This window comes from Falsiroseomonas stagni DSM 19981, from assembly GCF_900114315.1.
Taxonomy (GTDB): domain Bacteria; phylum Pseudomonadota; class Alphaproteobacteria; order Acetobacterales; family Acetobacteraceae; genus Falsiroseomonas; species Falsiroseomonas stagni.
In genome coordinates this window covers 566,220-592,599 of sequence record NZ_FOSQ01000002.1, presented here as the reverse complement: position 1 = coordinate 592,599, position 26,380 = coordinate 566,220, and the positions used below count along the sequence as shown (strand labels likewise).

4 protein-coding genes and 1 pseudogene are annotated in these 26,380 nt (G+C 75.3%); all 5 read right to left on the bottom strand.

Annotated features, from left to right (window positions below):
- Nucleotides 1–224: 224 nt before the first annotated feature.
- A pseudogene (locus BM041_RS32130) lies at nucleotides 225–1,319 on the bottom strand (condensation domain-containing protein); the annotation flags it as partial.
- Entirely contained in the window at nucleotides 1,316–4,861 is a 3,546-nt protein-coding gene (locus BM041_RS09520) for an SDR family NAD(P)-dependent oxidoreductase (protein WP_092958707.1), read from the bottom strand. The pseudogene BM041_RS32130 and the gene BM041_RS09520, both read right to left, overlap by 4 nt.
- Nucleotides 4,858–10,935, bottom strand: coding sequence for a type I polyketide synthase (locus BM041_RS09515; RefSeq protein ID WP_092958705.1), 6,078 nt, complete (start codon nucleotides 10,933–10,935; stop codon nucleotides 4,858–4,860). The genes BM041_RS09520 and BM041_RS09515 overlap by 4 nt, the downstream gene beginning before the upstream one ends.
- Nucleotides 10,932–16,406 (bottom strand): SDR family NAD(P)-dependent oxidoreductase, encoded by a 5,475-nt coding sequence (locus BM041_RS31175; RefSeq protein WP_092958703.1) that lies wholly within the window; start codon nucleotides 16,404–16,406, stop codon nucleotides 10,932–10,934. Before BM041_RS31175 ends, BM041_RS09515 begins: the two co-directional genes overlap by 4 nt.
- Nucleotides 16,403–26,380, bottom strand: coding sequence for a type I polyketide synthase (locus BM041_RS09505; RefSeq protein WP_175533838.1), 9,978 nt, complete (start codon nucleotides 26,378–26,380; stop codon nucleotides 16,403–16,405). The genes BM041_RS31175 and BM041_RS09505 overlap by 4 nt, the downstream gene beginning before the upstream one ends.

Genomic DNA, 26,380 nt, shown 5'->3' with positions numbered 1-26,380 from the left:
AGGATGAGCGCGCCGGCTTCCTCGAACACATGATGGTCCAGGACCACCTGCGGCGTCTGCGTCACGGCGAAGACCGTCTCGCCCAGCCAGGCGAGGGGCGAGGTGCCGCCGCCGAGCGACGGATGGCCGATGGTGGAGGTGAAGACCACGGGGACGGCGGCGGCTTCGGGCCGCAGTCGGCGGATTTCCCGCAGCACCGCCACGCCGCTCATCGAGGCATGGTCGAGATCGGCGGCCAGGCGGGCCTGCAAGGCGCGGGCGCGATCCTCGAAGCGGCGCGGGGTGACGTCGGCTTCCAGCAGGATGGTCGAGGTGAAGTCGCCGACCACGCCTTCCATCCCCGGCGGCGCGGCGAATTGCGTGAGGGTGACGGCGAAGCGTGCGCGACGGCTCCAGCCCGCCAGGATATCGGCCAAGGCGGTGGCGAGCAGGATCGAGGCGGTGATGCCGCGCGCGGCCGCCGCGGCGCGCAGGGCCTGCCAGTCGGGCGCGGGGATGCGGTGCGTGCGCCGGGTGAAGCGCGGCGGGCCGGCCAGCGGCTGCAACGGCAGGTCGGGCCCGGGCGGGAAATCCGCCAGCCGCGCCTGCCAGTACGCGCGGTCGCGATCGGTCGGCTGTGGCAGGCGCCGCGCATGGTCGGCGAAACGTGCCGGCAGGGGGGGCAGGTCTCTCTCCGGCGCCGCGTAGAGCGCGCCCCAGTCCCGGAACAGCGTCACCAGCGCCGCCGCATCCGCCACCAGCAGGTCGATGCCGACGCCGAGCCGCACGCGGCCATCCGGCAGCAGCGCCGCCATCAGGGAGAATAGCGGCCATTGCGCGGGGTCGAAGACGTGGTGCGACCGCGCCTCCCGCTCCGCCGCCAGGGCGGCGCCGGGATCCGGCGCCTGGCGGAGGTCGATGCGTTCGATCCGGCAGGGCGGCACATCGGGCAGGACGCGCTGCAGGCCATCCGGCGTCACCACCGCGCGCAGCATCGGGTGGCGCGCCACCAGGCGGTTCCAGGCGGCTTCGAGGCGGTCGAGGTCGAGGTCCGCCGCTTCGAATTCGCGATAGGCGTGGCAGCCGACACGGCCGAGTTCGAGTTCGGCGGAGCGGCCGACCAGGTAGGCCTGCTGGATCTCCGTCAGCGGGAAGGGTGCATCCGGCGTGGCGTCTTCGCCGCGCAGCAGCGCGAGGATGGCGGGTTTCTCGGCGCGGAGGCGGTCGCGGTCGGCCTCCGTCAGCACGCCGCGCGGTGCGCGCAGCGACAATTCGTCGCCGCTGGCGGAGAGGCTGACGCCCCGGCGTTCCAGGTCCTGGAGGAAGGCGGCGGTGGTCACAGCGTCAGCACCTCCGTCTCCTCCGCCTCGGCCTCGATCCGCGCGGCCAGGCCCTCCGCATCGGTGCCGCCCAGCAGGTCCGCGAGGCCGAGCGCCGTGCCGAAGCGGCGATTGATGCGGTTGCGGAGATCCATGGCCATCAGGCTGTCGAGCCCGCAGGCGACCAGCGCGCGGCCCGGGGGCGGCACCTCGCCCAGGATCTGGCGGAGGATGTCCTGCACCTGGTCGCGCAGCGGGCCATCGGCGGCGGCGACGGCCGGCAGAAGCGGCAGGAAGGCGGGCGGGGCGGTTTCCGCGAAGCGGGCCCAGTCGAAGGCGGCGATCATCACGGCGGCTTCGCCGGACAGGATTGCGGAATCCAGTGCCGCCAGGGCGCGTTCGGGCGCCATCGGCAGCAGGCCGCGGGCGGAGATGCGGGTGGAGCGGGCGCTGTCGAGTGCTGCGGCCATCCCGACCTCAGCCCAGCGGCCCCAGAGGATGGATTGCGCCGGCAGGCCCTGGGCGCGACGCCAGCCGACGAAGGCATCGAGCGCGGCATTGGCGGCGGCGTAGCCGGTCTGGCCGGCCGCCCCGATGAGGCTGGCGACGGAGCCGAACAGCAGGACATGCTCGGGCCTTGCCGGCAGCGCGTGCAGGGCCTGCGCGCCCAGCAGTTTCGGCGCGATCACCCGTTGCAGGCGGGACGGCGCCTGGTCCTCGATCATCGCATCATCCAGCACGCCAGCGGCGTGGATGATCATGTGCAGCGGCGGCAGGGGCTGGAGCGCGGCGGCGATCCGCGCGGTGGCGTCGGGCGCGGCGATGTCGCAGGCCAGGATGCGGGCCTGCGCGAAGGGGGCCTCGGCGGGCCGGCGGCCGATGAGCAGCACGGCATCCGCCCCTCGTTCCAGCGCCCAGCGCGCCATCGGGCGGCCGATGCCGCCGAAGCCGCCGGTGATGAGGACGGTTCCTGAAAGGCGCACCTGCCCCGGCCGGGGTTCGAGGCGCGTCAGCCGCGGCACGAAGCGCCCGCCGGCACGGAGCGCGACGGAGGGTTCCGCCCCATCGCCCGCCAGTTCGGCCGTGAGCAGCGCGGGCGGCGCATCCGGCGCGAGGTCGATGGCGCGGGCGCGGAGTTCCGGCCGCTCCGCCGCCAGCGCGGTGGCCATGCCATGCAGCAGGGCCTGGCCCGGATCGGCCACGGGCGGCGTCGCCCCCCGCGTGACGAAGGCGATCGGCGTGGCGGTGGCCAGGTGGCGCTGCGCGAGGGCGAGGGCCTCCGCCAGGTTCGCGCCACCGGCCGCGATGTCGAGCGCCGTGGCCGGCGTGCCGGGCGCAGGCGCCGCCGCCGGCTGCCAGGACAGGGCGGCGAGGGTCGGCGTCGCGCTGGCTTCGGCCAGGCGGTGGATGGCGAGGCCATGGATGGAGGCGATCGGGGTATCGGCACTCGCCAGCAGGTCGATCGCATCGCCCCGGCGCTGCGCGATGACGGAAAGCGCGCCGGCCAGCGGGCCATGCAGGTCGAGCCGGGCGATGCCGATGGGCAGGACGGGATCGGCGGGCAGCGTGCCGCCGGCGGCCTGGAGGACGGCGTCGAGCAGCGCGGGGTGGAAGGGCGCGCCGGGGATTTCCGGCAGCGCGTCGATGGTCGCGGTCGTCGTCTCGCCGCGGGCGATGCGGGCGATGCCCTGGAAGGCCGGGCCGATATCGATGCCGAGCGCGGCGAGATGCGCGACCCAGGCGGGGCGGGCGTCCCAATTGCCAGGTGGGGCGCAGGACAGCGCCAGCGGCGCTGCCGGGACGGCAAGGCGCGCCGTCGCATGGGTCAGCCAGCCGGTCCCGGCGCGGGACGAGATGGCGAGCGTGCCGTCGGGCTGGCCGAGCGCCACGAGCCGGACGGGCGCCGCTTCCAGCACCACGGGTTCGGCGAAGGCGATGTCGGCCAGCGCCGTGGTGCCGGGCGGGGCGGCGGCCAGCAGCAGCGCGATCATCACCGCGCCTGGCACCACCACGCGGCCCTGGACCCGGTGATCCGCCAGCCAGGGCAGCAGGGCCAGGTCGAGCACCGCCTCCACCTGCCGCGCGGCGGCGGGGCTTTCGATGACGCGGCCGGGGAAGAGCGCGGTTTCAGGCAGCGCGGCGCGGAGCCTCGGGAAGACCTGCCGCTTCAGCGGCGTGGGGGGCAGCGCGGCGCGGCGCGCGGGCAGGGTGGGCGCGGCTTCCAGCACCAGATGCGCGTTGGTGCCGGAAAAGCCGAAACCGCTGACGCCGACGCGCTGCGGCGCTTCCGCGACCATGGTCGTCGGCACCTCGATCGGCGCCTTGCCGAGATCGACATGCGGGTTCATGCGGCGGAAATGCAGGCTGGGCGGGACGGCGCCGCGGTCCAGCATCAGCACGGCCTTGATGAGGCCCGCGACGCCGGCCGCCGCGGCGGTGTGGCCGATATTGGTCTTGAGCGATCCGACGCGCAGCGCCCGGCGACGATCCTGGCCGAAGACGGCGGCGAGTGCGTGCAACTCGACCGGATCGCCGAGCGCCGTGCCGGTGCCATGCGCCTCGATCGCGTCGATATCGGCGGGGGCGAGGCCCGCATCGGCCAGCGCCGCGCGGATCACCGCCTGCTGGGCGCCGAGGCTCGGCGCGGTGATACCGGCGCTGCGGCCATCCTGGTTCAGCGCGCTGCCGCGAATGACGGCGAGGACCGGATCCCCGGCTGCCTCCGCATCCGCCAGGCGCTTCAGCACGACCATGCCGCCGCCCTCGCCCTGGCCGAAGCCGTCGGCGCTGGCATCGAAGGTCTTGCAGCGCCCGTCCGGCGCCATCATGCGCGCGCGGCTCAGCGCGACGGAGACCTGCGGCGCCAGCATCAGATGCGCGCCGCCCGCCAGCGCCATGTCGCATTCCCGCGCCCGCAGCGACTGGACGGCCAGATGCGCGGCGACGAGGGAGGAGGAGCAGGCGGTATCCACCACCAGGGCCGGTCCATTCAGCCCGAGCGCATAGGCGATGCGCCCGGCAGCCAGCGAGGCCACGGCGCCGGCCAGCGCATGGGTGCCGAGCCGCGCTGGGTCCGTCATCACGGCCTGGAGGTGATCGCCGGCATTCAGGCCGAGGAATATGCCGGCCCGCGTGCCGCCGAGCGCATCGGGTTGCAGCGCGGCGGCTTCCAGGGCCTGCCAGGCCAGTTCCAGCAGCAGCCTGTGCTGCGGGTCCATCCCCGCGGCTTCCCGCGCCGCGATGCCGAAGCGGGCAGCATCGAAGGCGTCGACATCCCCGATGAAGCCGGCTTCGCGGAAGGCGATGCGGCCGGGCTGGTCCGGATCGGGGGAGTGCCAGGCATCGGAATCCCAGCGGTCCGCCGGGATCGGGCCGATGGCGTCGCGCCCTTCCGCCAGCAGGTGCCACAGCGCGTCAGGCGTTCCCGCACCCGGGAAGCGGCAGGCCATGCCGATGACGGCGACCGGCGTGTTGCGCGCAGCGGCCAGTTCATCCACGCGCCGTCGCAGCGCCTGGATCGTCCGCACGGCCTCCCGCATCCGATCCTCGGGGGGAAGTGTCATGCGCGGCCCCCGAGCGCCGCGTCGGCGGCGCCGAGTTCGGCTTCCAGCAGGCGGGCGAGTTCGTCCTCCTCCATCGCGTCCAGCGCATCGCCGCCGGCGGCCGGGAGAAGGTCCGCGAAGACGGTGCCGCAGAGGTGCCGGGCGAGAGCCGCGCAACTCGGGTATTCGAACACCAGCGTGGCGGGCAGCTTCGTCTCGCAGGCGGTGGCGAGCGCGTTGCGGAGTTCCACCGTCATCAGCGAATCAAGGCCGAGTTCGCGAAGCGGCGCGTCGGCCGGGGGCAGTGCGCCCGGCGCGAGGCCGAGGATGCGGGCGACGGTGTCGCGCGTGGCGGCCAGCAGCAGCGCCGCGCGGTCCGCCGGGGCGGCCGCTTCGATCCGGTCGCGCAGCGTCGCGGCGGCGGCCGGGCCTCCTGCGTCCGCGACGGGGTTGATCGCGGGGGCGATGCGGAAGACGCCGAAGACCGGCGGCACGGGATGCGGGGCGAAGCGCGCCAGGAAGCGCCCCCAATCGACATCGAGGATGCCGAGCGTCGCCTGGCTGGCCGACAGGGCAAGGCCGAGCGCGGCGAGCGCCTGGTCGGGCGCCATCGGCAGCAACCCGCGCCGCGCGACACCGGCACCGGCCCGCGCCGCGGCGCCCACTTCGTCCCAGGCCCCCCAGGCGATGCTGAGCGCCGGCAGGCCTTCCGCGCGCCGGGCTTCCGCGATGGCGTCCATCGCCGCATTGGCCGCGGCGTGGTTGGCCTGGGCGGCGGAGCCCAGCAGGGCGGCGGAGGAGGAGAAGAGGACGAAGTGGCGCAGCGGGAAGCGGCGCGTCAGCCGGTCCAGCAGATGCGCGCCTTGCAGCTTGGGGCGCAGCACGGCGGCCATCGTCGCGGGCGTCTGCTGGGCCAGCAGGCCATCATCCAGCACGCCGGCGGCATGCATGATTCCGACCAGCGGCGGGCCTTCATGCGCGATACGCGCCAGCAGCGCGGCCAGGGTTGCTTCATCCGCCACGTCGCCGGTGACGGTGGTGACGTGGACGCCGGGCGGGAAGGGGCCGATGTCCCGCGGCGTGCGGCCGAGCAGGACCAGATGCGTCGCGCCCTCGGCCGCCAGCCAGCGCGCCACGGCCAGGCCGACGCCGGCAAGCCCGCCGGTGACGAGCCAGGTGCCGGGTTCGCGCAGCGTCGGCGCTGCCTCCGGCGCGGCGAGGCGGCCGAGCCGCGCGACATGCCGCCTTCCCTTGCGCCAGGCGATGCGGGTCTCGCCGCCGCCCAGCGCGGCCTCACGCTCCAGCGCCGCGGGATCGTCGGAATCGACCAGGGTCACGCGAAGCTCCGGCGCCTCGATCGCCAGCGCGTTGGCGAGGCCCCAGAGCGCGGCCTGGGCGGGATCGGGCGCTTCGCCGCCTGCGACGTCGCGGGCGCCCTGCGTGCCGATCCAGACGCGCGGGGGTACCGGCCTCGCGGCTGCCTGCTGCAGCATCGGCAGTGCTTCCGCCAGCACGGCCTCTGCCGTTGCGCCGCGTGGCGCAGGCCAGAGGATGTCGCCTCGATCCGCGGCCCGGCGCCGGGCGACCAGGACGAACTGGCCGCTGAGCATGGCGGTGCGCGCATCGCCGGGCGCGTGAACCTCCGCCACGAAGCCGAGCTCCGCGAGCAATGATGTCCAGGCTGCCGGTGGCAGCAGGGCATGGCCGGGGCGGAGGTCGGTATCGGCGAAGGCCCACATGCCGTGGGTGAGGCCGAAGGTCAGGTCGCCCCAGGCGAGTTCGCCGGCATTCTCCAGCAGCAGGAGCGCGCCATCCGGCGCCAGCAGCGCGGCGGCGTGACTCAGGGTGCGGCGCAAATCCGGCGTGGCGTGCAGCACATTGGCGGCGACGAGGATGTCCGCGACACCGGTGGTGGCGGGCGGCAGGCTGATGTCGAGCACCGCGCCATCCAGCCCGAAGCGCCGCTGCGCGGCCTGTACGAAGCCCGGGGAGATGTCGGTGACGCGGTAGCTGTCGCCCGCACGCAGGCGTGGCAGCAGCGCCTGGGTGGTGCCGCCGGTGCCGCAGCCGATCTCCATCACCCGCGCGGGGCCGCGCCCTTCCAGCAGGGCTGCAAAGGCGGCGGCGGCGATGCCGTTGACGGCGCGGGCCGCGGGCGATGTGGCGTAGAGCGCTTCTGCCGCCGCCCCGCCATCCCCGAACAGCAGGTCCAGCGGGTCCGCCCGGCCTTCCAGCACGGCGCGCAGATGCGGGCCGCTGCGGGCGAGGAGGCGTGCTTCCGGCAGGTCCGGCACCGGGAGGGCGGCGGGATCCTCGGTGCTGGCGGTCAGGCGGGAGAGATGGGCGTGAAGGCGCGCGAAGCCCGGCACGGGCACGCAATCCTCCAGCCGGGCGGCGCCGATCCAGGCGCGGGCCAGCCGGTCCGTCGCGGCAGCGGCATCGGCGGCATCCGCCAGCAGCGCCGCGCCCTCCTCCACCGCCTGCGCGACGGGATCGGGCTGCCAGGTGACGTGGTGGAACCAGCCGCGCCAGGGCTCCGCCTGTTCCCAGCGGTCGGGTGCTGCCAGGCGCGCGCGGTTGGCGGCCAGCAGCCGCGCGACCGGCGCCGTCGTGTCCTGGCGCGCGGTCAGCAGGACGTAGCGCATCACGCCGCGGCGGAGCGCCCGGCCGATATTGTCGTTGGAGAGCAGGTGGCGCCGGGTGAGGTCCGACAGGCCATGCGCCGCCACCAGGCGATCGACTTCCGCCCCGAAGCCGGGATCGTCGAGGAAATGCGCGACCTCCGCGCTGGTGTCCACGCAATCCGTCAGTCGCAGGCCACGATCCGCGAGCAGCCGCGCCCATTCCTCGGCGGTCGAGGTGAAGGAGGCCGTGTCGGGCGCCGCGATGCCGTCGCCGGCCGCGACGAAATCCGCAATGACCAGGGCGCCGCCGGGTTCCAGATGGTCCCGGATGTTGTCGAAGAGGCCGGCCTTGTCCTCGATCAGGCCCGAGACCTCCACGCCGAAGATCACGTCGTAGCGACCCGGGAAGAGATCGCGGGCGCTGTCGCGGTGATGGATGCGCAGGCGATCGGCGAGACCCGCGCGCGCGGCGCGGGCGCGGCCGACCTGCACCTGTTCGGCGGAGATGGTGCAGCCATCGAGGCGGAGATGCGGGTGGCGGAGCGCGATGTCGCAGAGATCGGCGGCATGGCCGCAGCCGAAATCCAGCACGCGGCGTGCGCGGGTGAAGTCGACGGGCGCGAAGATCGCCTGCTTCAGCGCGTGTTGCGCGCGGCGCAGAATGGCGTAGCCCTCGGGCTCCGACGGCCCGGCGAAGAGCGCGCGGAGCCAGGAGAAGCCGGGACGCGCTGCGGGCATCAGGCCGAAGGTGAGATGCCCTTCGCTGCCATCGCCGGGATCGGCGTAGTGTTGCGCGATGGTGGTGAGTTCGTCGTAGAAGCCGGTGACGCGCGCATCACCGACCTCGGGCGCCGCGCGGTCGGCCGTGATGGGCGCGGCGGGGCGTTCGAGCGTCGGATCGGCCAGCCAGAACCGTTGCCGCTGGAAGGGATAGGTTGGCGCTGATGTGGTGGGCGTCCTGTAGGGCTGGTGGAAGGCGGGCCAGTCGATCTCCGCGCCATCCTGCCAGAGGCGCGCGACGCCCTGCATGGCGGTGGTCCAGCCGAGTGTCGCGCCGTCCTGGCCGGGCCTTGCGCGGGCGAGGGACGGCAGCGTGACCAGCGCGGGCAGGGCGTTGCGCGCCAGGCCCGACAGCACCGGCATGGCGCCGAGTTCGACGGCATGCGTGACGCCCATGGCGGCCAGCGTGGCCAACCCCTGCGCGAAGCGCACGGGCTGGCGGGCATGGGCGCGCCAATAGGCGGCGTCGTGGCGCGGCACCACGGTGCCGGCGAGGTTGCCGATGACGGGGATGGCGGGCGGGTTGTGCGGGATGGCACGCGCCTCGGCTTCCAGCGCGTCGAGCATCGGGTCGAGCAGGCGGGAATGGAAGGCGTGGGAGACGGCGAGCGGCCTTGCGTCCAGGCCTGAGGCGGCGAGCATCGTGTCGTCGAGCAGCGCGGCGATGGCGGCCTGCGGGCCGGCGAGGGTGATGGCCTCCGGCCCGTTCTCGCCGGCGAGTTCGAGGGCGGGGTGGCGGGCGAGCACCCTGTGCGGGTCGGGGCCGAGCACCGCGGCCATGGCGCCGCCGGCGGGCAGCGCCTGCGTCAGGCGACCGCGGGCCGCGACGAGGCGGGCGGCGTCCTCCAAGGTCAGCACACCGGCGAGGTGGGCGGCGGCGTATTCGCCGAGGCTGTGGCCGAGCAGCGCCACCGGCTCCACGCCCCAACTGCGCCAGAGCGCGCCGAGGCCGGCGGACAGCGCGAAGAGGGCGGGCTGGGCGATATCGGCGCGGGCGAGGGCGGCACCGTCCTCGAACAGGCGGGACAGCGGCGCGGGCAGGCCCATGACGGCGTCGCAGCGATCGAGGACGCGGCGGAAGACGGGGGCGGTCTCGGCGAGGCCGCGCGCCATGCCGGGGAAGGCGGAGCCCTGGCCGGTGACGAGGAAGGCGATGCGGGGGCGGCCGGCGGTGGTGGCTTCGGCTTTGGGGAGTGCGTCGGCGGCGGTGGCGGGGTCGCGGGCGGTGATGGCGATGCGGCGGGGCAGGGCGGCGCGGCCGGTGGCGGCGGTGCGGACGAGGGCGGGGAGGTCGGCGCCCGGCGCGGCGAGCGCATCCTGCCAGCGGGCGACCAGCGCCGTCAGCGCGGCGGGGTCGCGGGCGCTGATCGGCAGGAGATGGGCGGGGCGGGGGTCGGCGGCTGTCGCCGTCTCGGGCGCGGCGCCGAGGACGATATGGGCGTTGGTGCCGGAGAAGCCGAAGGAGCTGACGCCGACATGGCGAAGAGGCGCGGGTTCGAGCCGCGTCGGCACTTCGATGCGGGCGCCGGTCAGGTCGATATGCGGGTTGAGGCGGGTGAAGTGGAGGTTGGGGGCGACCTGCTGGTGGCGGAGCATGAGGACGGCCTTGATGAGGCCGGCGATGCCGGCGGCGGCCTCGGTATGGCCGATATTGGTCTTCGCCGAGCCGACAGCGAGCGGCCGGGCGCGATCCCCGGCGAAGACGCTGCGGAGCGCATGCATCTCGATGGGATCGCCGAGGGCGGTGCCGGTGCCATGGGCCTCGATGGCGTCGATGTCGGCGGGGGAGAGCGACGCATCGGCGAGGGCGGCGCGCAGCACGGCTTCCTGCGCGGGGCCGGAAGGGGCGGTGAGGCCGGCGCTGCGGCCATCCTGGTTCACCGCGCTGCCATGGATCACCGCCAGCACGCGATCGCCGGCGGCCAGCGCATCCGACAGCCGCTTGAGGACGACCACGCCGCAGCCTTCGCCATGCGCGAATCCATCGGCGGCGGCATCAAAGGCACGGCAGCGGCTGGTCGGTGATGCAGCGCCCAGCTTCGCGCTGGCCACCAGCGGCAGCGGGGAGAGGATCAGGTGCACGCCGCCGGCCAAGGCCAGCGTGCAATCGCCTGCGCGCAACGCCTGCACGGCCAGGTGCACGGCGACGAGGGACGAGGAGCAGGCGGTGTCCAGCGCCACTGCCGGCCCCGTCAGCCCGAGGCGAAAGGCGATGCGGCCCGGCGCGATGGAGGTATGCGTGCCGGAAGCCGACCAGGCACCGATCAGCGACGGGTCCGGCGATCCGCGGCAGATCAGCCCGTAATTGCTGTTGTAGAGGCCGAGATAGACGCCGCACGCGACGCCCTCCAGGCGGTCGGGCGGGATCGCCGCATTCTCCAGCGCTTCCCACGCGACTTCCATGAGCAGGCGCTGCTGCGGGTCCATCGCCTCCGCCTCCCGCGGCGCGATGCCGAAGAAGGCAGCGTCGAAATGCTCGATGCCGTCGATGAGTGCGGCTTCCGCCTGCGTCGTGCGGCCGGCCGCATCGGGATCGGCGGAATGCCACGCGGCGTGGTCCCAGCGGCGGATCGGTTGCACCGCGTTGCCGCCGCGGGCGATCAGGGACCAGAGGGCAGCGGGATCGGCGGCGCCGCCGGCGAAGCGGCAGCCCGTGCCGATGATGGCGATCGGCTCACGCCCAGCGTTCAAGTTGAATGCCCTCCCCTCGCTGCCATCATGCGGGAGCCGCGCGGCGGCTGCCAGCCCGAACCCACGACCACAAGGCTGCTTGCCGCGCTGGCCATCGCCGCATCGAAGGCCTGCAGGGCCACGGATCCTGGCAGTGACGGCGCGCGCCCGTCATTCCAGAGGCTTTCCTCCGCCGCCATGCCGATCCCCTGCCAGGCGCACCAGGCGATGCAGCGCGCCGGCAGACCTGCCTGGTGCCGGGCGGCGGCAACCGCCGCCAGGGCCCCGTTGGCCGCGGCGTAGCCTGTCGTGCCTGCCAGGCCGAACCAGGCGGCGGTCGAGGAGAACAGGACCAGTTCGACATCGCCCATGGCGCGTGTCGCAAGGTCCAGCCAGTGCGCCGCATCGGCCTTCGGCGGGAAGGCGGGCGCGAAGCGGGACCACGCTGTGGTCGCGGCGCGTCCATCGGCCGTCACGCCGGCGGCGTGGATGATGCCGCGCAAGGGCGGTGCGGCCCGGCCGAGTTCCTCGACCAGCGCCTCGACCGCGCGGCGGTCGCTCACGTCGATCGCGCGTGTCTCCACGCGCGTGCCGGGCAGGTCCTGCGCCACGGGGCGCCGGCTGGCGAGGATGATGCGCCGGATGCCGCGGCGGACGAGATCCGCGGCGACCAGCCGGCCGATGCCGCCGCTGGCGCCGGTGATGAGCCAGGTGCCGTCGGGATCGGGCTGCCAGGCCCCGGCCTGCTGGATGGAGCGAAGCCGCATCGCCTGGCGCTGGCGGGGCAGGAGCCGCAGCTGCGTCTCGCCGTCCGTCACCGCCAATTCGCGCAGCAGCGCTTCCGCCGGGTCGGGGAGGGCGGGGTCGAGGCGGATGGTGCGCAGCGCCCAGGCGGGTTCCTCGGCCGCCAGCGCTATGGCGAAGGCTTCGACGAGCGGCGTGATGGGGGAGGTCGCGGGCAGCGCGATGGCGATCCGCGCGGCCTGGCCGGCAAGGCGCTGAAGCCGCGCCAGCAGCGGCGGCATCAGCGCTTCCCGCAGCACCGCGGGGTCCGCCTGCGTCATGGCGAGTGCCGTGACATCGAGGAGCGCGGTTGGGTCGGCGGTGCCAAGGGAGTCGCGAAGGGCGGTCGCGATGGGGCCATCGCCGGCGACGGTCCAGCCCCGGGCCACCCCGGCCGTCGCCGTCACCGTTTCCCACGCCGGCGCCAGCAAGGCGAAGCCGTCCGATGCGCGCGGTGCCGGCGCCCGCGCCACGGAGAGCGCCGCCGCCGCCTGCGCCAGATTGGCGTGGCTGTAGGCGAAGTCCGGCCGGATCGCGCGGCCGAGATGCCGGGACAAGGCGCGCGCGAATTCCACCGCCGCCAGTGAATCCATGCCGAGCGCGGTCAGCGGCGCCTGGGGATCCAGCATCGCCGGATCGGGCGTGCCGAGAAGGGGCGCCAGGATGCCCTGCAGCAGCGGCACGTCGATCGCCACCGCGCTGCGCGCGGCGGGCGCCGCGGGCGCGGCAGCGTCAACCCTGTCGGCCACCAGGCAGCGCGCCTCTGGCGCGGCCAGCAGGGCGGGAAGGGCGCGCAGCCCCATCGCGGGCAGGATGGGCGTGACGCCGAAGGCCTTCCAGGTGGCGGCCGCGCGCGCGCCCATGCGGGCGCCGATCCCGGCCGACCAGGGGCCCCAGGCGATGGCCAGGCCCGGCAGGCCATCCCGCCGCCGCGCTTCCGCGACCTGGTCGATGGCGGCATTGGCCGCGGCATAGGCCCCCTGGCGCGCCGAAGGCAGAACGCCGACGACGGAGGAGAACAGCACGAAGGCGGAAAGCCGGACCGCGTGGCGCCGCGTCGCGGCATCCAGCGCCCTTGCGCCGCCGAGCTTGGCATGCAGCACGGCGGCGATGCGTTCCTGCGTCAACGCCTCCAGCGCATCGTCATCGGTGATGGCGGCGGCGTGGATGATGCCGCGCAGCGGCGTGGCGCCGGAGGCCAGCCTTGCCACCAGCGGATCGACGAAGGCGGGATCGGCGATGTCGCCCTGGGCGGTGCAGGCGCCCTCGCAGGCATGCAGGTCCGTCCGGCAGGCGACGGCGCCCCGATCCTCCAGCCAATCCGCCACCAGCCGGCCAAGCCCGCTCGCCGCGCCGGTGACGATCCATGTCCCGCCGGGCTCCACGACGAAGGACGGAGGCGGGGCCAGAAGGACGATGGCGCGGCCGGGCGGGGAGGCGGTGGACAGCGCCTCCTCCAGCCTCTCGCGCGCCACCGGATGGCGCGGCAGGGGTGGCATGTCCTGGAGCCGGGCGAACAGCGCGGGAAGGCGGTCTGCCGGCAGCGCGTCCAGGTCGAAGTGTCCGGCGACCCGCTTGTCCAGGTTGACCAGGGGCAGTGGCGCCAGCCGGGCGACGAGGTCCGGCGGGAAGGCGCCGAAGCCGAGCGTGACGCCGCGCAGGTCCCAGCCCTCCAGCGCCCGGCTGTCCATCACCGTCCCGACGCCGTGGCGGGCCAGCCAGGCATGGCGGGGCCGGCTGGCGGTGGCGATGATGGTCGCGCCGGCGCGGCGCAGGATCTCCATGGCAGCGAGCCCCGTGGCGCTGGTGGCCTGATGCACCAGCACGCGATCGCCGGGCCTGACGGCCGGCAGCGCCGCCAGCGCGGTGAGGTAGGGCACCGGCATGGTCGCGGCATCGATCAGGTCGGCGCAGGGCGCCCGGGCGGCGCGCAGCGCCGGCACCGTCACCCGGTCCGCGATCGCGCCGGGGGCCAGGACGATGACGGCGTCGCCGACCGCGAAACCCTGCACACCGGGACCGACATCCTCCACGATGCCCGCGCCATCGGCGCCGAGGGGGCTGCCGGCCGGGGCGAGGCCGCTGGCCAGCAGCCGGTCCCGGAAGGTCAGGCCCGCGGCGACCATCGCGATCCGCAACTCGCCGGGGCCGGGCGGCGGCGCCGGGGCCGGGTCCCAGGCCACCTGGCCATGGCGCAGCCTGGCCATCAGCGCCGGCCCGGCAGGCCGGGGCGGGGCTTCCAGCCGGCGGGCGAGGCGCTGCCCGCCGCGCAGCGCAACCGCGGTTTCGTCGTCGCGGGCCAGTTCCGACGCCAGCGCGGCCTGCTGCGCGGCCTCCGGCACGTCAGGGTCCAGGTCGATCAGGCGGCAGGCGCGGCCCGGGCGTTCCGCCATGATCGCCATGGCGAGGCCCCAGAGCGCCGCCTGATCGGGATCGGGGGGCGCCGTCTCCCGCCCCGTGGCCTGGGCGCCCCGGGTGATGATGCGCAGCGGCCGGTCATCCGCCTGGCGGAGGTGGTCGAGAAGGGCCGCGCACAGGCTGGCGGCAGGACCGGAAGGCGCGATCCAGGCATCGCTCGCCAGGCCGGTGGTGGCCGTATCGGGGACCGGGCGCCAGGCGATGCTGCGCGTCCAGGCCTCGCTGCGATCGGGCAGCGGGGCGAAGCGGGCGCTTTCCGCGACCAGCACGGGGCTGCCGGCGGCATCGACCAGGCCGAAATCGGCGATGAAGCCGCCATCCGGGAAGCTGCCGGTCCGGCGCAGCCATGCCTCCACGGGGTGCCGGCCCGGCCCCGGCAGAAGGCGCGGGATGGCGGAGAGCATGACCGGTGGGGCACCAGGCGGTAGCAGCGCGTAGGCAAGCTGGGCGGCGGCCTCGACCAGCCCTGGCCCCGTGCCCCCCAGGACGCCGCGGAGGGTCTCCCCGGCCTGGCCGATGCGCCGCAGGCATCGCGCTGCGTCGCCATAGTCGAAGCCCGCCGCGGCGATGCGCCGGTAGAGCCCGGCGGCATCGGTGGTCGCGGGCGGCAGCACGGGGGGCGGGCCGGGCGTTGCGGGGGACGTGACCTCCCGCGCCGCCAGATGGATCGTCCAGCCCTCCTCGCCCTCCGCGGTGCTTTCCAGGGCCAGGCCGCCGGCCTCCCGCCGCAGCCGGATGCGGCGCGGGGTGGAGACGGCGAGGCCGGCGGGAAAGACCACATCCGCCAGGGGCCCCACCGGACCCAGCAGGGCCAGCAGCACGCCGAGATGCGCGAAGCCGCCGGTGCCGGCGAGCAGCGGGTCATCGGCGGCGAGGAGCCGGTCGGAAAGCTCCGCGGCGCCGAGGGGCGGCAGTGGCAGTCGTTCCCGCTGGAAGACCGGCGGCGGCAGTGACGCGCGCGCGGGTGCCTCCCGCGCTGGTGGCGCTTCGACCACCACATGGGCGTTGGTGCCGGAAAAGCCGAAGGCGCTGACGCCGGCGCGGCGCACGCCGCTCACGGGCGTCGTCGCCACGGTGATCGGCGCCCCGCCCCCGCTGATCGCGGGGTTGCGCCGCGCGTGGTGCAGGCTGGGTGGCGCCACGCCGTCGCGCACCGCCAGCGCGGCCTTGATGAGCCCGGCGATGCCGGCCGCCGCTTCGCTGTGCCCGATATTGGACTTGACGGAGCCGAGTGCGAGCGGCCGGCTGCGTCCCGCGAAGGCCGCGGCCAACGCGTGCCATTCGATGGGATCGCCAAGTGGCGTGCCCGTGCCATGCGCCTCGACATAGTCGATGTCGTCGGGCGCCATGCCGGCGTCACGCAGCGCGTCGCGGATCAGTGCCGTCTGGGCCGGGCCGTTCGGCGCCGTCAGTCCGGCACTGCGGCCATCCTGGTTGATGGCGGATCCGCGCAGCAAGGCGACGATCGGGTCCGCCGCGCGCTGCGCATCCTCCAGGCGCTTCAGCAGCACGACGCCGCAGCCCTCCCCGCGGCCATAGCCATCCGCCCCGGCCGCGAAGGATTTGCACCGTCCGTCGGGGGACAGCATGCCGGCTTCCTGGAAGCTGCGTGTCAGCGACGGCATCAGCATCAGCGCGGTGCCACCGACGATGGCGGCATCGCAATCGCCGGCCCTCAGCGCCCGCATCGCCTGGTGGATGGCGACAAGGGAGGAGGAGCAGGCGGTGTCGATGGTCATCGCCGGTCCGCGCAGGTCGAGAAGATAGGCAATGCGCCCCGCCGCGACCGCGGGGCTGCTGCCGCTGCCGAAGAAGCGATCCAGGCCCGCTTCCGGCACGCGGCGCAGCCAGTCATGCGTCGCGAGGCCGATGAAGACGCCCGCGCGGCTGCCTGCCAGCGATTCCGGCGTGGTCGCCGCATCCGCCAGCGCTTCCCAGGTGACTTCCAGCAGCAGGCGCTGCTGCGGATCCATGGCGGCGGCTTCGCGGTGCGAAAGGCCGAAGAAGCGGGGGTCGAAACCCTCGACATCGGGCAGGAAGCCGCCGGGCGGATCGGCATCGCTCTGCCACCGGCCGGGCGGGCGCGGGCCGATCGCGTCCCGTCCCTCCATCAGCAGGCGGGCATAGGCCGCGAGGTCCGGCGCGCCGGGGAAGCGGCAGGCCATGCCGGTGATGGCGATGGGGGCGGGCGATGCCGTCCCCCCGCGTTCCGCCGCCACCAGGCGTTCCTTCAGCGCGCGGATCTCCAGCAGCGCGCGGCGCAGAATCTCCTTGGGATCGGTCCCGCTCATGCTGGCGCCGCCAGTTCCTGCGCGAGCAGCGCGGATAGCTCGGCTTCGTCCATCGCGTCCAGATCGTGGAAGCCAAGGGCGCCGAGCAGATGGTCCGCCAGCGCGGCCAGCGTCGGATGGTCGAACAGCAGCGTCGAGGGCAGGTCGAGCCCGAGCGCGGCGCCGACTTCGTTCCTGAGGCTGACGGAAAGCAGCGAATCCAGCCCGAGGTCGCGCAGCGCGCGGTCCGCGGCCAGCGGCGTTTCCGGCGGCAGGCCGAGCGTGCCGAGGATGCGGCGGGACAGCGCGGCCTGCAGCAGCGTGGCGCGGCTGTCGGCCGGCGCGGCCTGCAACGCGGCGCGCAGGTCGCCCTGCTCCGGCGGCGCGACGACCACCGCGCGGTCCATCACGATGCGCTGCACGGCGCCGGAGCCCAGCGCCTGGCCGAACGCGGCCGCGGCGCGGCGGGGGGGCATGGCACGGAAGCCCTGGCCTTCCAGGCGGGCCCGCTGCGCGCGCGGCAGGGCCGCGACCATGCCGCCGTCCCAGGGACCGAAGGCGACGGACAGGCCCGGCAGCCCGGCCGCGCGGCGCGCCGCCGCCAGCCGGTCCAGCCACGCATTGGCGCCGGCATAGGCGGCCTGGCCCGGCGCCTCCAGGCTGGCGGCGGTGGAGGAGACCAGGATGAAATGGTCCAGCGCCCGCCGGCGCGTCAGCGCGTCCAGATGCCGCGCGCCTTCGACCTTGGCGGCCAGGGTGGCGTCGATATCGGCCGGCGACAGACCCGCGATCATGCCATCCCGCACCACGCCGGCGGCATGCACGATGCCGCGGAGATCGGGCAGGGCGGCCAGCAGCGATGCCAGCGCCGCCCGGTCCGCGACATCGACCGCAGCGGCTTCGTGCCGCGTGCCGGGGGCGGCGCGGGAGGCGATGACGATTCGCGTCGCCCCCTGTGCCGCCAGCCAATCCGCGATGGCGGTGCCGACGGTGCCGGCGCCGGTGACGAGCCAGGTGCCGGCGATGCGGGGCGGTTGGGGCGGCCGCAGCACGATCCTGCCGATGACGCGGCCCTGGGCGAGGTCCTGGAAGGCCTCCTCGGCCAGCGCCATCGGCATCACCGTCCGTCGCGGCAGGGCGATGGCGCCGTCGCGCAGCAGCGCCAGGATGCGGCCCATGCGGTCCGCGAACCAGCCGGGATCGGCGGCCAGCGGCGCTTCCAGTTCGTAGGCGATGTGGCGGATCGGGTGCGGCGCCGTGGGGGCCGGGGCGCTGCCGATCTCCAGGAAGACACCGCCGGGCCGCAGCAGGGCGGCGGAGGCCGCGGCCATGGCCGGGGAGAGGGCGTGCAGGACGATGTCGAATCCCGGTGCCCCGGCCCATTCCCGGGCTGCCAGCGCAAAGTCGGTGGAGCGGCTGTCCGCGACGGCCTCCGCCCCGGCGGCGAGCGCGGCGTGCCGCTTGCCCGCGCTGGCGGTGGCGAAGACCCGTGCCCCGGCCTGGCGGGCAATCGCGATGGCGGCGGCGCCGACGCCGCCCGCGCCGGCATGGACCAGCACCCGCATGCCGGGCGCCACGCCCGCCAGGTCATGCAGCCCGCGCCAGGCGGTGAGGGTGGCGACGGGCAGGCTGGCGGCCGCGTCGGGATCGAGCCAGTCCGGGCGGGCCAGGATGCGGTGCGCGGGCACCACCGCCTCCCCGGCCAGCAGCCCGGGCGCGAAGGCGATGACGGGGTCTCCCGCCGCGAAGCCCTGGACACCGGTGCCTACCGCCAGCACACGGCCCACGGCTTCGAGGCCGAGCGCGTCGCCCTCCGCCCGCCCCAGCGCGACCAGCGTGTCCTTGAAGTTCAGCCCGGCGGCGTCGATGGCGATGGCGACCTCCCCGGGGCCCGGCGGTCGCGGCACCACCGGCAGGCGACGCAGCGCGGCCAGCGCGTGGTCCGGCGCGGGTGCCAGGCGTTCCGCCGTGGCGGGGATCGGCGCTGCCCGGGTGATGCCGGGCGTCAGTAGCGATCCGTGGCGCCATGCGAAGCGGCCTGGCGGGCCTGCCAGTGTTGCCGGAAGCCCTGGCTCATCCGGATCGAGGTCGATCCACCGGCAGCGCAGCGCCGGATGCTCCGCCGCGATGCTGCCGAGCAGGCCGCCGAGCACGGCGGCAGCGGGCACCGCGCCGGGCGCGACCGGCGGCGCGGCGGCGGCGCCCCGGCTCACGATGATGAGCTGTGGCGGCGGGGAGAGGGCCGCGGCATCGCGCACCAGCGCGGCGATGGCGGCGATGCAGGCGGCGGGATCGGTGGCGGCCAGCGGGCGCAGGTCGATGACGCCATCGCAGGGGGGCAGGGGCGCGCTGCCGACAGGATCGACGCTGGCGGTGCCGAGCATCGCGGCCTCGGCGCCGATGGCATGCCAGAGGCCCGCCAGGGGCAGCGGGGGTTCGGCTGCCGGGCGCCAGGCGACGTCATGCTGCCAGGCCCCGGGAGTGGCGGCGGCGCGGCGCAGGGTGATGCCATGCAGCATCGCCACGACCGCCCCATCGCCGCGCAGCAGCGCGGCATCGCCGGTCGCGGCGCCATCCTCCAGCGCGGTCAGCCGGGCGCGGGCGACCAGCGCGCCGTCGGGCGGCACGCCACGCCAGGCGCTGGCGATCCGCTGCGGCAGCCAGGGCTGGTCATCATCGGGCAGCAGCGCGGTCAGCGTCTGGATCGCGGCATCCAGCAGCATGGGGTCGAGCGCATCCGCCGGCGCCAGCGTGGCCTCCGCGACATTGGCGCCGCGGCGCAGCGCCGTGATGCGGCGGTAGAGCGGGCCGAAGGCGAAGCCGCGGGCCGCGAGGCCCCGCGCGATGCTGTCGCCATCCTCCCACGCCGCCGGCTGGGCGGGGGGCGGGGGCGGCTCGCCCTGCGGCGTGCCGGGCCGGGCGCTGGCGGTCATGGCCCAGCCTTCCGGGAGTTCCGCATGCAGCGAGACGCCGCCATCGCGGTCCTGCACCCACTGCGCCTCCAGCCCCCCATGCGGCACGGGCAGGGGGCGCAACAGCGAGACGTCGTCCAGCGCTGGCACACCGGCCGCGAAGGCGAAGGCCAGGAAGGCCGTGGCCGGCGCCAGGACGGCGCCATCCACCCCATGATCCCCGAGCCAGGGCGCGGCGGCATCCAGGCGGAAGGCGGCGACGGCTTCGCCGCTGCGGGCGGAGCGGATGGCGGGCGGCGGCACCCAGGATGGCAGCGCGGGGGCGTCATCCAGCCAGTGCCGGCGCGGTGTGAAGGGCGTCGCGGGCAGGGCCACGCGGCGACCGCGGGGCAGCGCGAGGGCTGGCGGCGTCCCTTGCCGCAGGGGCGCGGTGGCCAGGGCGGCGGCGCTGTCCGCCAGCAGCCAGTGGCGCAGGCGGGCGCGGCCGGTCCAGGCCGTGTGGCAGGCATCCGCGAAGTCGAGCATGCCGTCCCGCAGGCGTGTCAGCACCTGGTCCCGCAACGCCTCCAGCGCCTCCGGCGTGGCGGCGGACAGCAGCAGGCGCGGGGGACCCTCCCCGCGGGGCGGTGCCGGTGGCGGCGGGGCTTCCAGCACGAGATGGGCATTCGTGCCGCTGGCGCCGAAGGCGCTGAGGCCCGCGCGCGGCCGGGGTGCCGCGAACCGCCTTGCCGCCGTCGGGACAAGCAGCCTGTCCATGGCGGAGGCATGCGGGTTGGCCTGCCGGAAATGCGGCTGCGGCGGGATGGTCCCGCTGCCCAGCATGGCCGTGACCTTGGCCAGGCCCGCGATGCCGGCCGCGGCTTCCGCGTGGCCGATGCTGGCCTTCAGCGCGCCGATCGGCAGGGGCGTCGCCCGGCTGCCGAACACCTCGGCCAGCGCATCCATCTCGACCGGGTCGCCGAGGGCGGTGCCGGTGCCATGGGCCTCGACATAGTCGATGGCGTCGGGATCGAGGCCGGCATCCGCCAGCGCCGCGCGGATCACCGCGACCTGCGCGGTGCCGTTCGGCGCGGTGAAGCTGGAGGAGCGGCCATCATGGTTGACGGCGCTGCCGCGGATGACGGCGAGCACGCGGTCGCCATCTTCCATGGCCTGCGCCAGCGGCTTCAGCACGGCGATGCCCACGCCCTCGGCCCGCACATAGCCATCGGCCGCCGCATCGAAGGTGGCGCAGCGGCCGGTGGGGGAGAGCAGGCCGGCCCGCGCCAGCATCGCGGAATCCTCTGGCGCCAGGATGAGGTTGACGCCCCCGGCCAGCGCCATCGCCGCCTCTCCCCGCCGCAGCGACTGCACCGCGAGGTGAAGGGCGACGAGGGAGGAGGAGCAGGCGGTGTCCACCACCAGCGCGGGCCCATGCAGGCCAAGCTGGTAGGCGATGCGGCCGGCCAGGGTGTTGCTCGGCTGCCCGGTCAGGCTCAGCGCATCCAGCTTCTCTGCCTGCCGCCGGGCGATCGTGGCGTAGTCGCTGCCGGTGGCGCCGAGGAAGACGCCGACGCGCCCGCCCGCGACCCGATCCGGCGCGATGCCCGCCGCTTCCAGCGCGCGCCAGGCGGCTTCCAGCAGCAGGCGCTGCTGCGGGTCCATGGCGGCGGCATCGCGGGGCGCGATGCCGAAGAAGGCGGCGTCGAACAGGTCGATCCCGTCCAGCCAGCCCGCCACATGCGCCGCGCCGGGACGGCCGGCGGGCAGCGGGCGCACCGCATCCTGGCCGGCGAGCAGTTGGGACAGCAGCGTGTCCGGATCCTCCGCGCTACCCGGGAAGCGCCCGGCGAGGCCGATGACGGCAATCGCATCGCCACCGGCCATCGTCGCCACCGGCGCGCTCGGGATGGAGCGGGCCTGGCCGGCGAGCCAATCGGCGAGCCTCGCGATGGTGGGCTGGGCGAAGAGCACCGCGGCCGGCACCGGAACGCCGGCCGCTTCCTCGATCCGCCGCCGCAGCGCCACGGCGAGCAGGCTGTCGAGCCCCTGGGCGAAAAGCCCGGCTTCGGGATCGAGCCGCGTGGCGTCCGGGTGGCCGAGCAGGTCGGCCACCAGCGCCGCCAGGCCATCGCGGTCCAGCCGCGTCCTGGGCGGCGTCCTCTGCGGCGGGCGCAAGGCGGGCGGGGTGGATCGTGGCAGCAGGTGCTCGAACAGCCCTGCCTCCCGCCGGGCGGCATAGGTGCTGGCGAAGCGGGGCCAGTCGATGCGGGCGACGATGCGCAGGGCCTCGCCAGCGCCCAGGGCCTCGAGCGCGGCGGCGAAGGCGTCCGCGGGTGGCATGGCGAGCATCCCGGCGGCGTCGAGGGCGGCATCCTCGGTTGGGGAGAGCAGGCCCTTTTCCGTGAAGCGGCCGAAGGCGATGCTGGTGGCCGGCAGGCCGCGCGCGCGGGCGAAGGCGGCCCATTCATCCAGCGCGTGGTTCGCCGCGGCATAGGCCACGCGATCCCGCACGCCCCAGATGCCGGCGGCGGAGGAGAACAGCAGCATGCCGTCGGGATCGGGGATCGCGTCGGCGAGGACCTGGGCGATGCCGACCTTCGCCGCCATCACCGCCTCCGCCGGGCCATCGGCGATGCCGGCGGCATGGACAACGAGGCCAGGCCGGCGATCCAGCGCGGCAGTGAGCCGGGCCACGGCATCGGCCGCGGTCAGGTCGAGGGCGAGGTGGCGTGCCCCGGGCGGCAGCCTCGCAGGGCAGGGGCTGCGGCGACCGATCAGCAACAGGTGGCGCGCACCCTGGCGGGACAGTTCCTGCGCAACGGCGAGGCCGAGGCGGCCGGTGCCGCCCGCGATGACGTGCAGCGCGTCCGGATCCGGCCGGAAGGCGCGACCGGAACCCTCCGCACGCAGGAGGCGCATCGCTTCGAGCCTGCCGGCGCGGGCGCGGAGGTCGCCGCGTGCCGTCCCGATCGAGTGCGCCAGGACGGCGAGGCTCTCTGGCGTGACATCGTCGAGGTGGATGATGGCGGCGACGCTGCCCGGCTGGTCGAGAGCCATGGCCCGCGCGGCGCCGATCGCCGCCGCGCCGGGAAGGCCAGGTCGGGCGAGCAGCGTCACCGGCAGGCCCCGCGCCAGCAGCGCCTGCGCATCCTCCACGATCCGCGCCGGTGGTGCCTCCGTGGGACACCACAGGATGGCCGAGGCGTCCGGCGCATGGGCGATGCCGAGCGTGTCGGCCAGCGCCGTGTCGCCCTGCACCTGGAAGCGCGCGGTGGGACGCGGCGCCTGGGCCAGCACCAGCAGATGCGCGTCGCCATCCGGGACGGTGGCGACGGGGCCGAAGCCGGCCTCCGCCAGCGCGGCCTGCCAGGCTTCGGCGCCCAGCAGCGCATGGTCGGGCCGCAGCCTGTCGCCCCGGAAGCGCCACCAGCCCTCCGTGACGCCGAAGACCAGATCCACCCATCGCGGTGCCCGCGCCAGTTCCGCCAGGGCGAGCAACCCGCCCGGCGCCAGCCGCGCCCGCAGCGCCGACAGTGCCGGACCCAGGCGTGCCGCCGCATGCACCGCATTGGCGGCCACGATGATGTCGAAGGGCCCCTCGACGCCTTTCGGGTCATCGAGGTCGAAGACGGCGGTGGAGAGGCCTTCGCCGAAGCGGCGGCGCAGCGCGGCCAGGAAGGCGGGCGTCACGTCGGTGGCGGTCACGTCGCCGCCGGCCGGCAGGCGTGGCAGCAGCGCGGCTGTCAGCGCGCCTGTGCCGGCGCCGACCTCCAGTACGCGCACCGCGCGGCCGGCCGCATGGGTCGCGACCGCATCGGCCACGGCGTGCTGCGCCGCGGCAAAGGGGGGCGCGGCATAGACGGCGGCGGCGGCTTCCATGTCCCCGCCCGCGAAGAGCGCGTCCAGCGCCCCGGTCCGGCCGGCGAGGATATCCGGCAGCGCGGCGCCGACCCGCCGCAGCAGCGCGGCCGCCGGGCTGTCCTGGGCGCGCAGCGGCGGCATGGGCGACCAGGATGCCAGCCGCGCGGCGAGGTCCCGATGCGCCGGCACGATGGCCGGGGTGGCGGCCAGCGCCTTGTGTGCGAAGGCGGTGGCCTCCGCCTCCAGCCCGTCATCCGGCGGCGGGGCGGTGATGACAGGCTGTGGCAGCGCCGTCGCCGGGACCGGCAGGGGTTGCCAGTCCACGGCATAGGCCAGGCTGCTGCCGGAGCGGGGCAGCCAATGGGGCTCACGCTCGAAGGGATAGGTGGGGGCGTCGGCGATGCGCCCGGCCGTGCCCGATTCGAGGAGTGCGTCCTCGATCTCGGCGCCCGCCACGAAGGCGATGGCGCAGCGATCGAGGAAATCTTCCCGGCTTTCCGCCGCGCCGCGCCTCGCGTCGAAGGCACGGCTTCCGCCGGCGGGGACGATGCCGTGCCGGAACTGTCCCGCTCTCAGCCGGCGCGCGGCCTCCGTCGCATCGGCGGCATGGAGGGCGAGGCGATGGGCGAAGCGGTCCCGGCCGACCAGCGCCGTGTGGCAGAGATCCGGGAAAGCGGGTGCCGTGGCGCTGTCCAGGTGATCGGCCCAGCGCCGGGCCAGCGCCTCCAGCGCCGCCGCGCTGCGGGCGGACAGGACCAGCAGGTGGCGCCCCTGTGCGTCCGGCCTTGGCGTGCCCACCGCCGATAGCAGCGCCGCTTCATCCGCCGCACTGCGGCGCAGCGGTGCTGCCACGGTGGCGTCGGGCACGGTCTGGCGGATGGGCAGGGCCAGCAGGGGGTGCGGGCCCAGTTCGAGGAAGTGGCGATGGCCGGCGGCAGCCAGCGCGGCGATACCCTGCCGGAACAGCACGGGCTGGCGCAGGTTGCGGCCCCAGTAGGCGGCATCGAGGGCCGTGCCCTCGACCACCGTGCCTGTCACCGTGGAGATGAAGGGCACCGTGCCGGGCTGCGGCGACAGCCCCGCGAGGGATGCCACCAGCCGCGGCACCAGGGTGTCCATCTGGGCGCTGTGATAGGCCACCGGCACGCGGACCGGCAACGCGGTGATGCCCCTTGCGTCAAGCAGGGCCATCGCCGCCTCGATGGCGGCGGGCGAACCGGACAGCACGGTGTTGGCAGGGCCGTTCTCCCCCGCGATCTCGACGCCCACGGGCAGCAGCGCGCGCAGCGCCTCGGCCGGTGCGGCGGCGACGGCCATGGCGCCCTGGCCCGCGCAGCCCGCCTGCAAGGCGCTGCGGGTCATGGCGAGGCGCAGCGCTTCCTCCCGCGTCAGCGCGCCGGCGACGCAGGCCGCGGCGACCTCCCCGAGGCTGTGCCCGATGACGGCGGCGGGACGGATGCCGCGGCTCGCGAGGAGGTCGGCGAGTGCGAGTTGGAAGGCGGTGTGCGCGGGCTGGCCGAGGGCCACTTCCTCGACCCGCGCATCGCCCAGCACATCGATCACCGACGCCGGGAAGCCGAGGCCACGGAGCAGCGCATCGGAGGCGCGGAGGGACTCCGCGAAGGCGGGCGAGGCCATCAGCGCCTGGGCCATGCCCGGCCAGGCGGCGCCATTGCCGGCGAAGACGAAGACGGGCGCGATGGCGGCGGCCGCTTCCGGTGGCGGGGCTTCCAGCAGCAGGTGGCAGTTGGTGCCGCCGAAGCCGAAGGCGCTGACGCCCCCGATGGCGCGGCCATCGGCCCGCGCGGGCCAGGGCGTCGCCTCCGCCTGGATCGCGATGCCCGTCATGTCGATGGCGGGATTCGCCTGGTTGAAGTGCAGGCTGCGCGGGATGTGGCGATGGCGGAGCGCCAGGGCCAGCTTCGCCAGCCCCGCGGCGCCGGCCGCGGCTTCCAGATGGCCGATATTCGTCTTCACGGAGCCGATGCGGAGCGGCCGGCCGGCGGCACGCCCCCGGCCGAGCACGGCGCCGAGCGCATTCGCCTCGATCGGGTCGCCCAGCGCCGTGCCGGTGCCGTGGGCTTCCACATAGTCCACGTCGTGGGCCGGCAGGCCCGCATCGGCCAGGGCATCGCGCAGCATGGCGCGTTGCGCGGCGGGGTTGGGCGCGGTCAGGCCGTTGCTGGGGCCGTCATTGTTGATGGCGCCGCCGCGGATGATGGCGAAGACGCGCCGTCCGGCGGCGCGCGCGGCGGAGAGCGACTCGAGGACCAGGAGCGCGCCGCCTTCGCCACGGACATAGCCATCGGCGGTGGCATCGAAGGCCTTGCAGCGCCCATCCGGTGCCATGGCGCCAAACTTCGTCATGGCGATGGAACTGTCGGGCGAGAGCACGAGGTGGACGCCGCCCGCCAGCGCAACGGTCGATTCGCCCGCGCGCAGGCTGCGGCAGGCCTGGTGGACGGCGACGAGGGCCGAGGAGCAGGCCGTGTTCACCGTGATGGCCGGCCCCATCAGCCCCAGCGCATGGGCGATGCGGGCGCTGATGATGCTGGTGTCCTGTCCCGTCGCGGTATGCGCGGCGATGCCCGTGGCGTCGCCGAGCAGCCGGGCGTAGTCGCTCCACATCGCGCCGAGGAAGACGCCGGCGCGGCTGCCATTGAGTCGGGAGGCGCGGAGTCCCGCATCCTCCAGCGCTTCCCAGGCGAGTTCGAGCGCCAGGCGCTGCTGCGGATCGGCCTGCGCGGCTTCCCGCGGCGACAGGCCGAAGAAGGTGGCGTCGAAGCCGGCGACATCGGCCAGGAAGCCGCCGCGGCTGGTCCGCATGCGGCCGGGCGCATCCGGGTCCGCATCCGTCAGCCCTGCCGCGTCCCAGCGATCTGCCGGCACCTCCCCGACGGCATCGATGCCGCCCAGCAGCATCGACCAGAAGGCGGCGGGGGAGTCGGCACCAGGCAGGCGGCAGGCGAGGCCGGTGATGGCGATCGCGTCATCGGCCGGCAGGGGGCGCGCCGCGGGCGGTCCTGCCTCCTCCGTCGCGCCGGCGAGCCAGTCGGACAGGCGGTTCAGCGTGGGATGATCCCAGACCAGGGTCGGTGGCAGGGCGCGGCCCGTCATCGCCGCGATGTCGGCGACGAGGCCGGCGGCGAGGAGCGAGGTCAGACCGTAGCGGTGCAGACGCTCGGCGGGGTCGATCGCCGCAGCCGCGATGCCCAGCCGCGCCGCGGCCAGTTCGCGCAA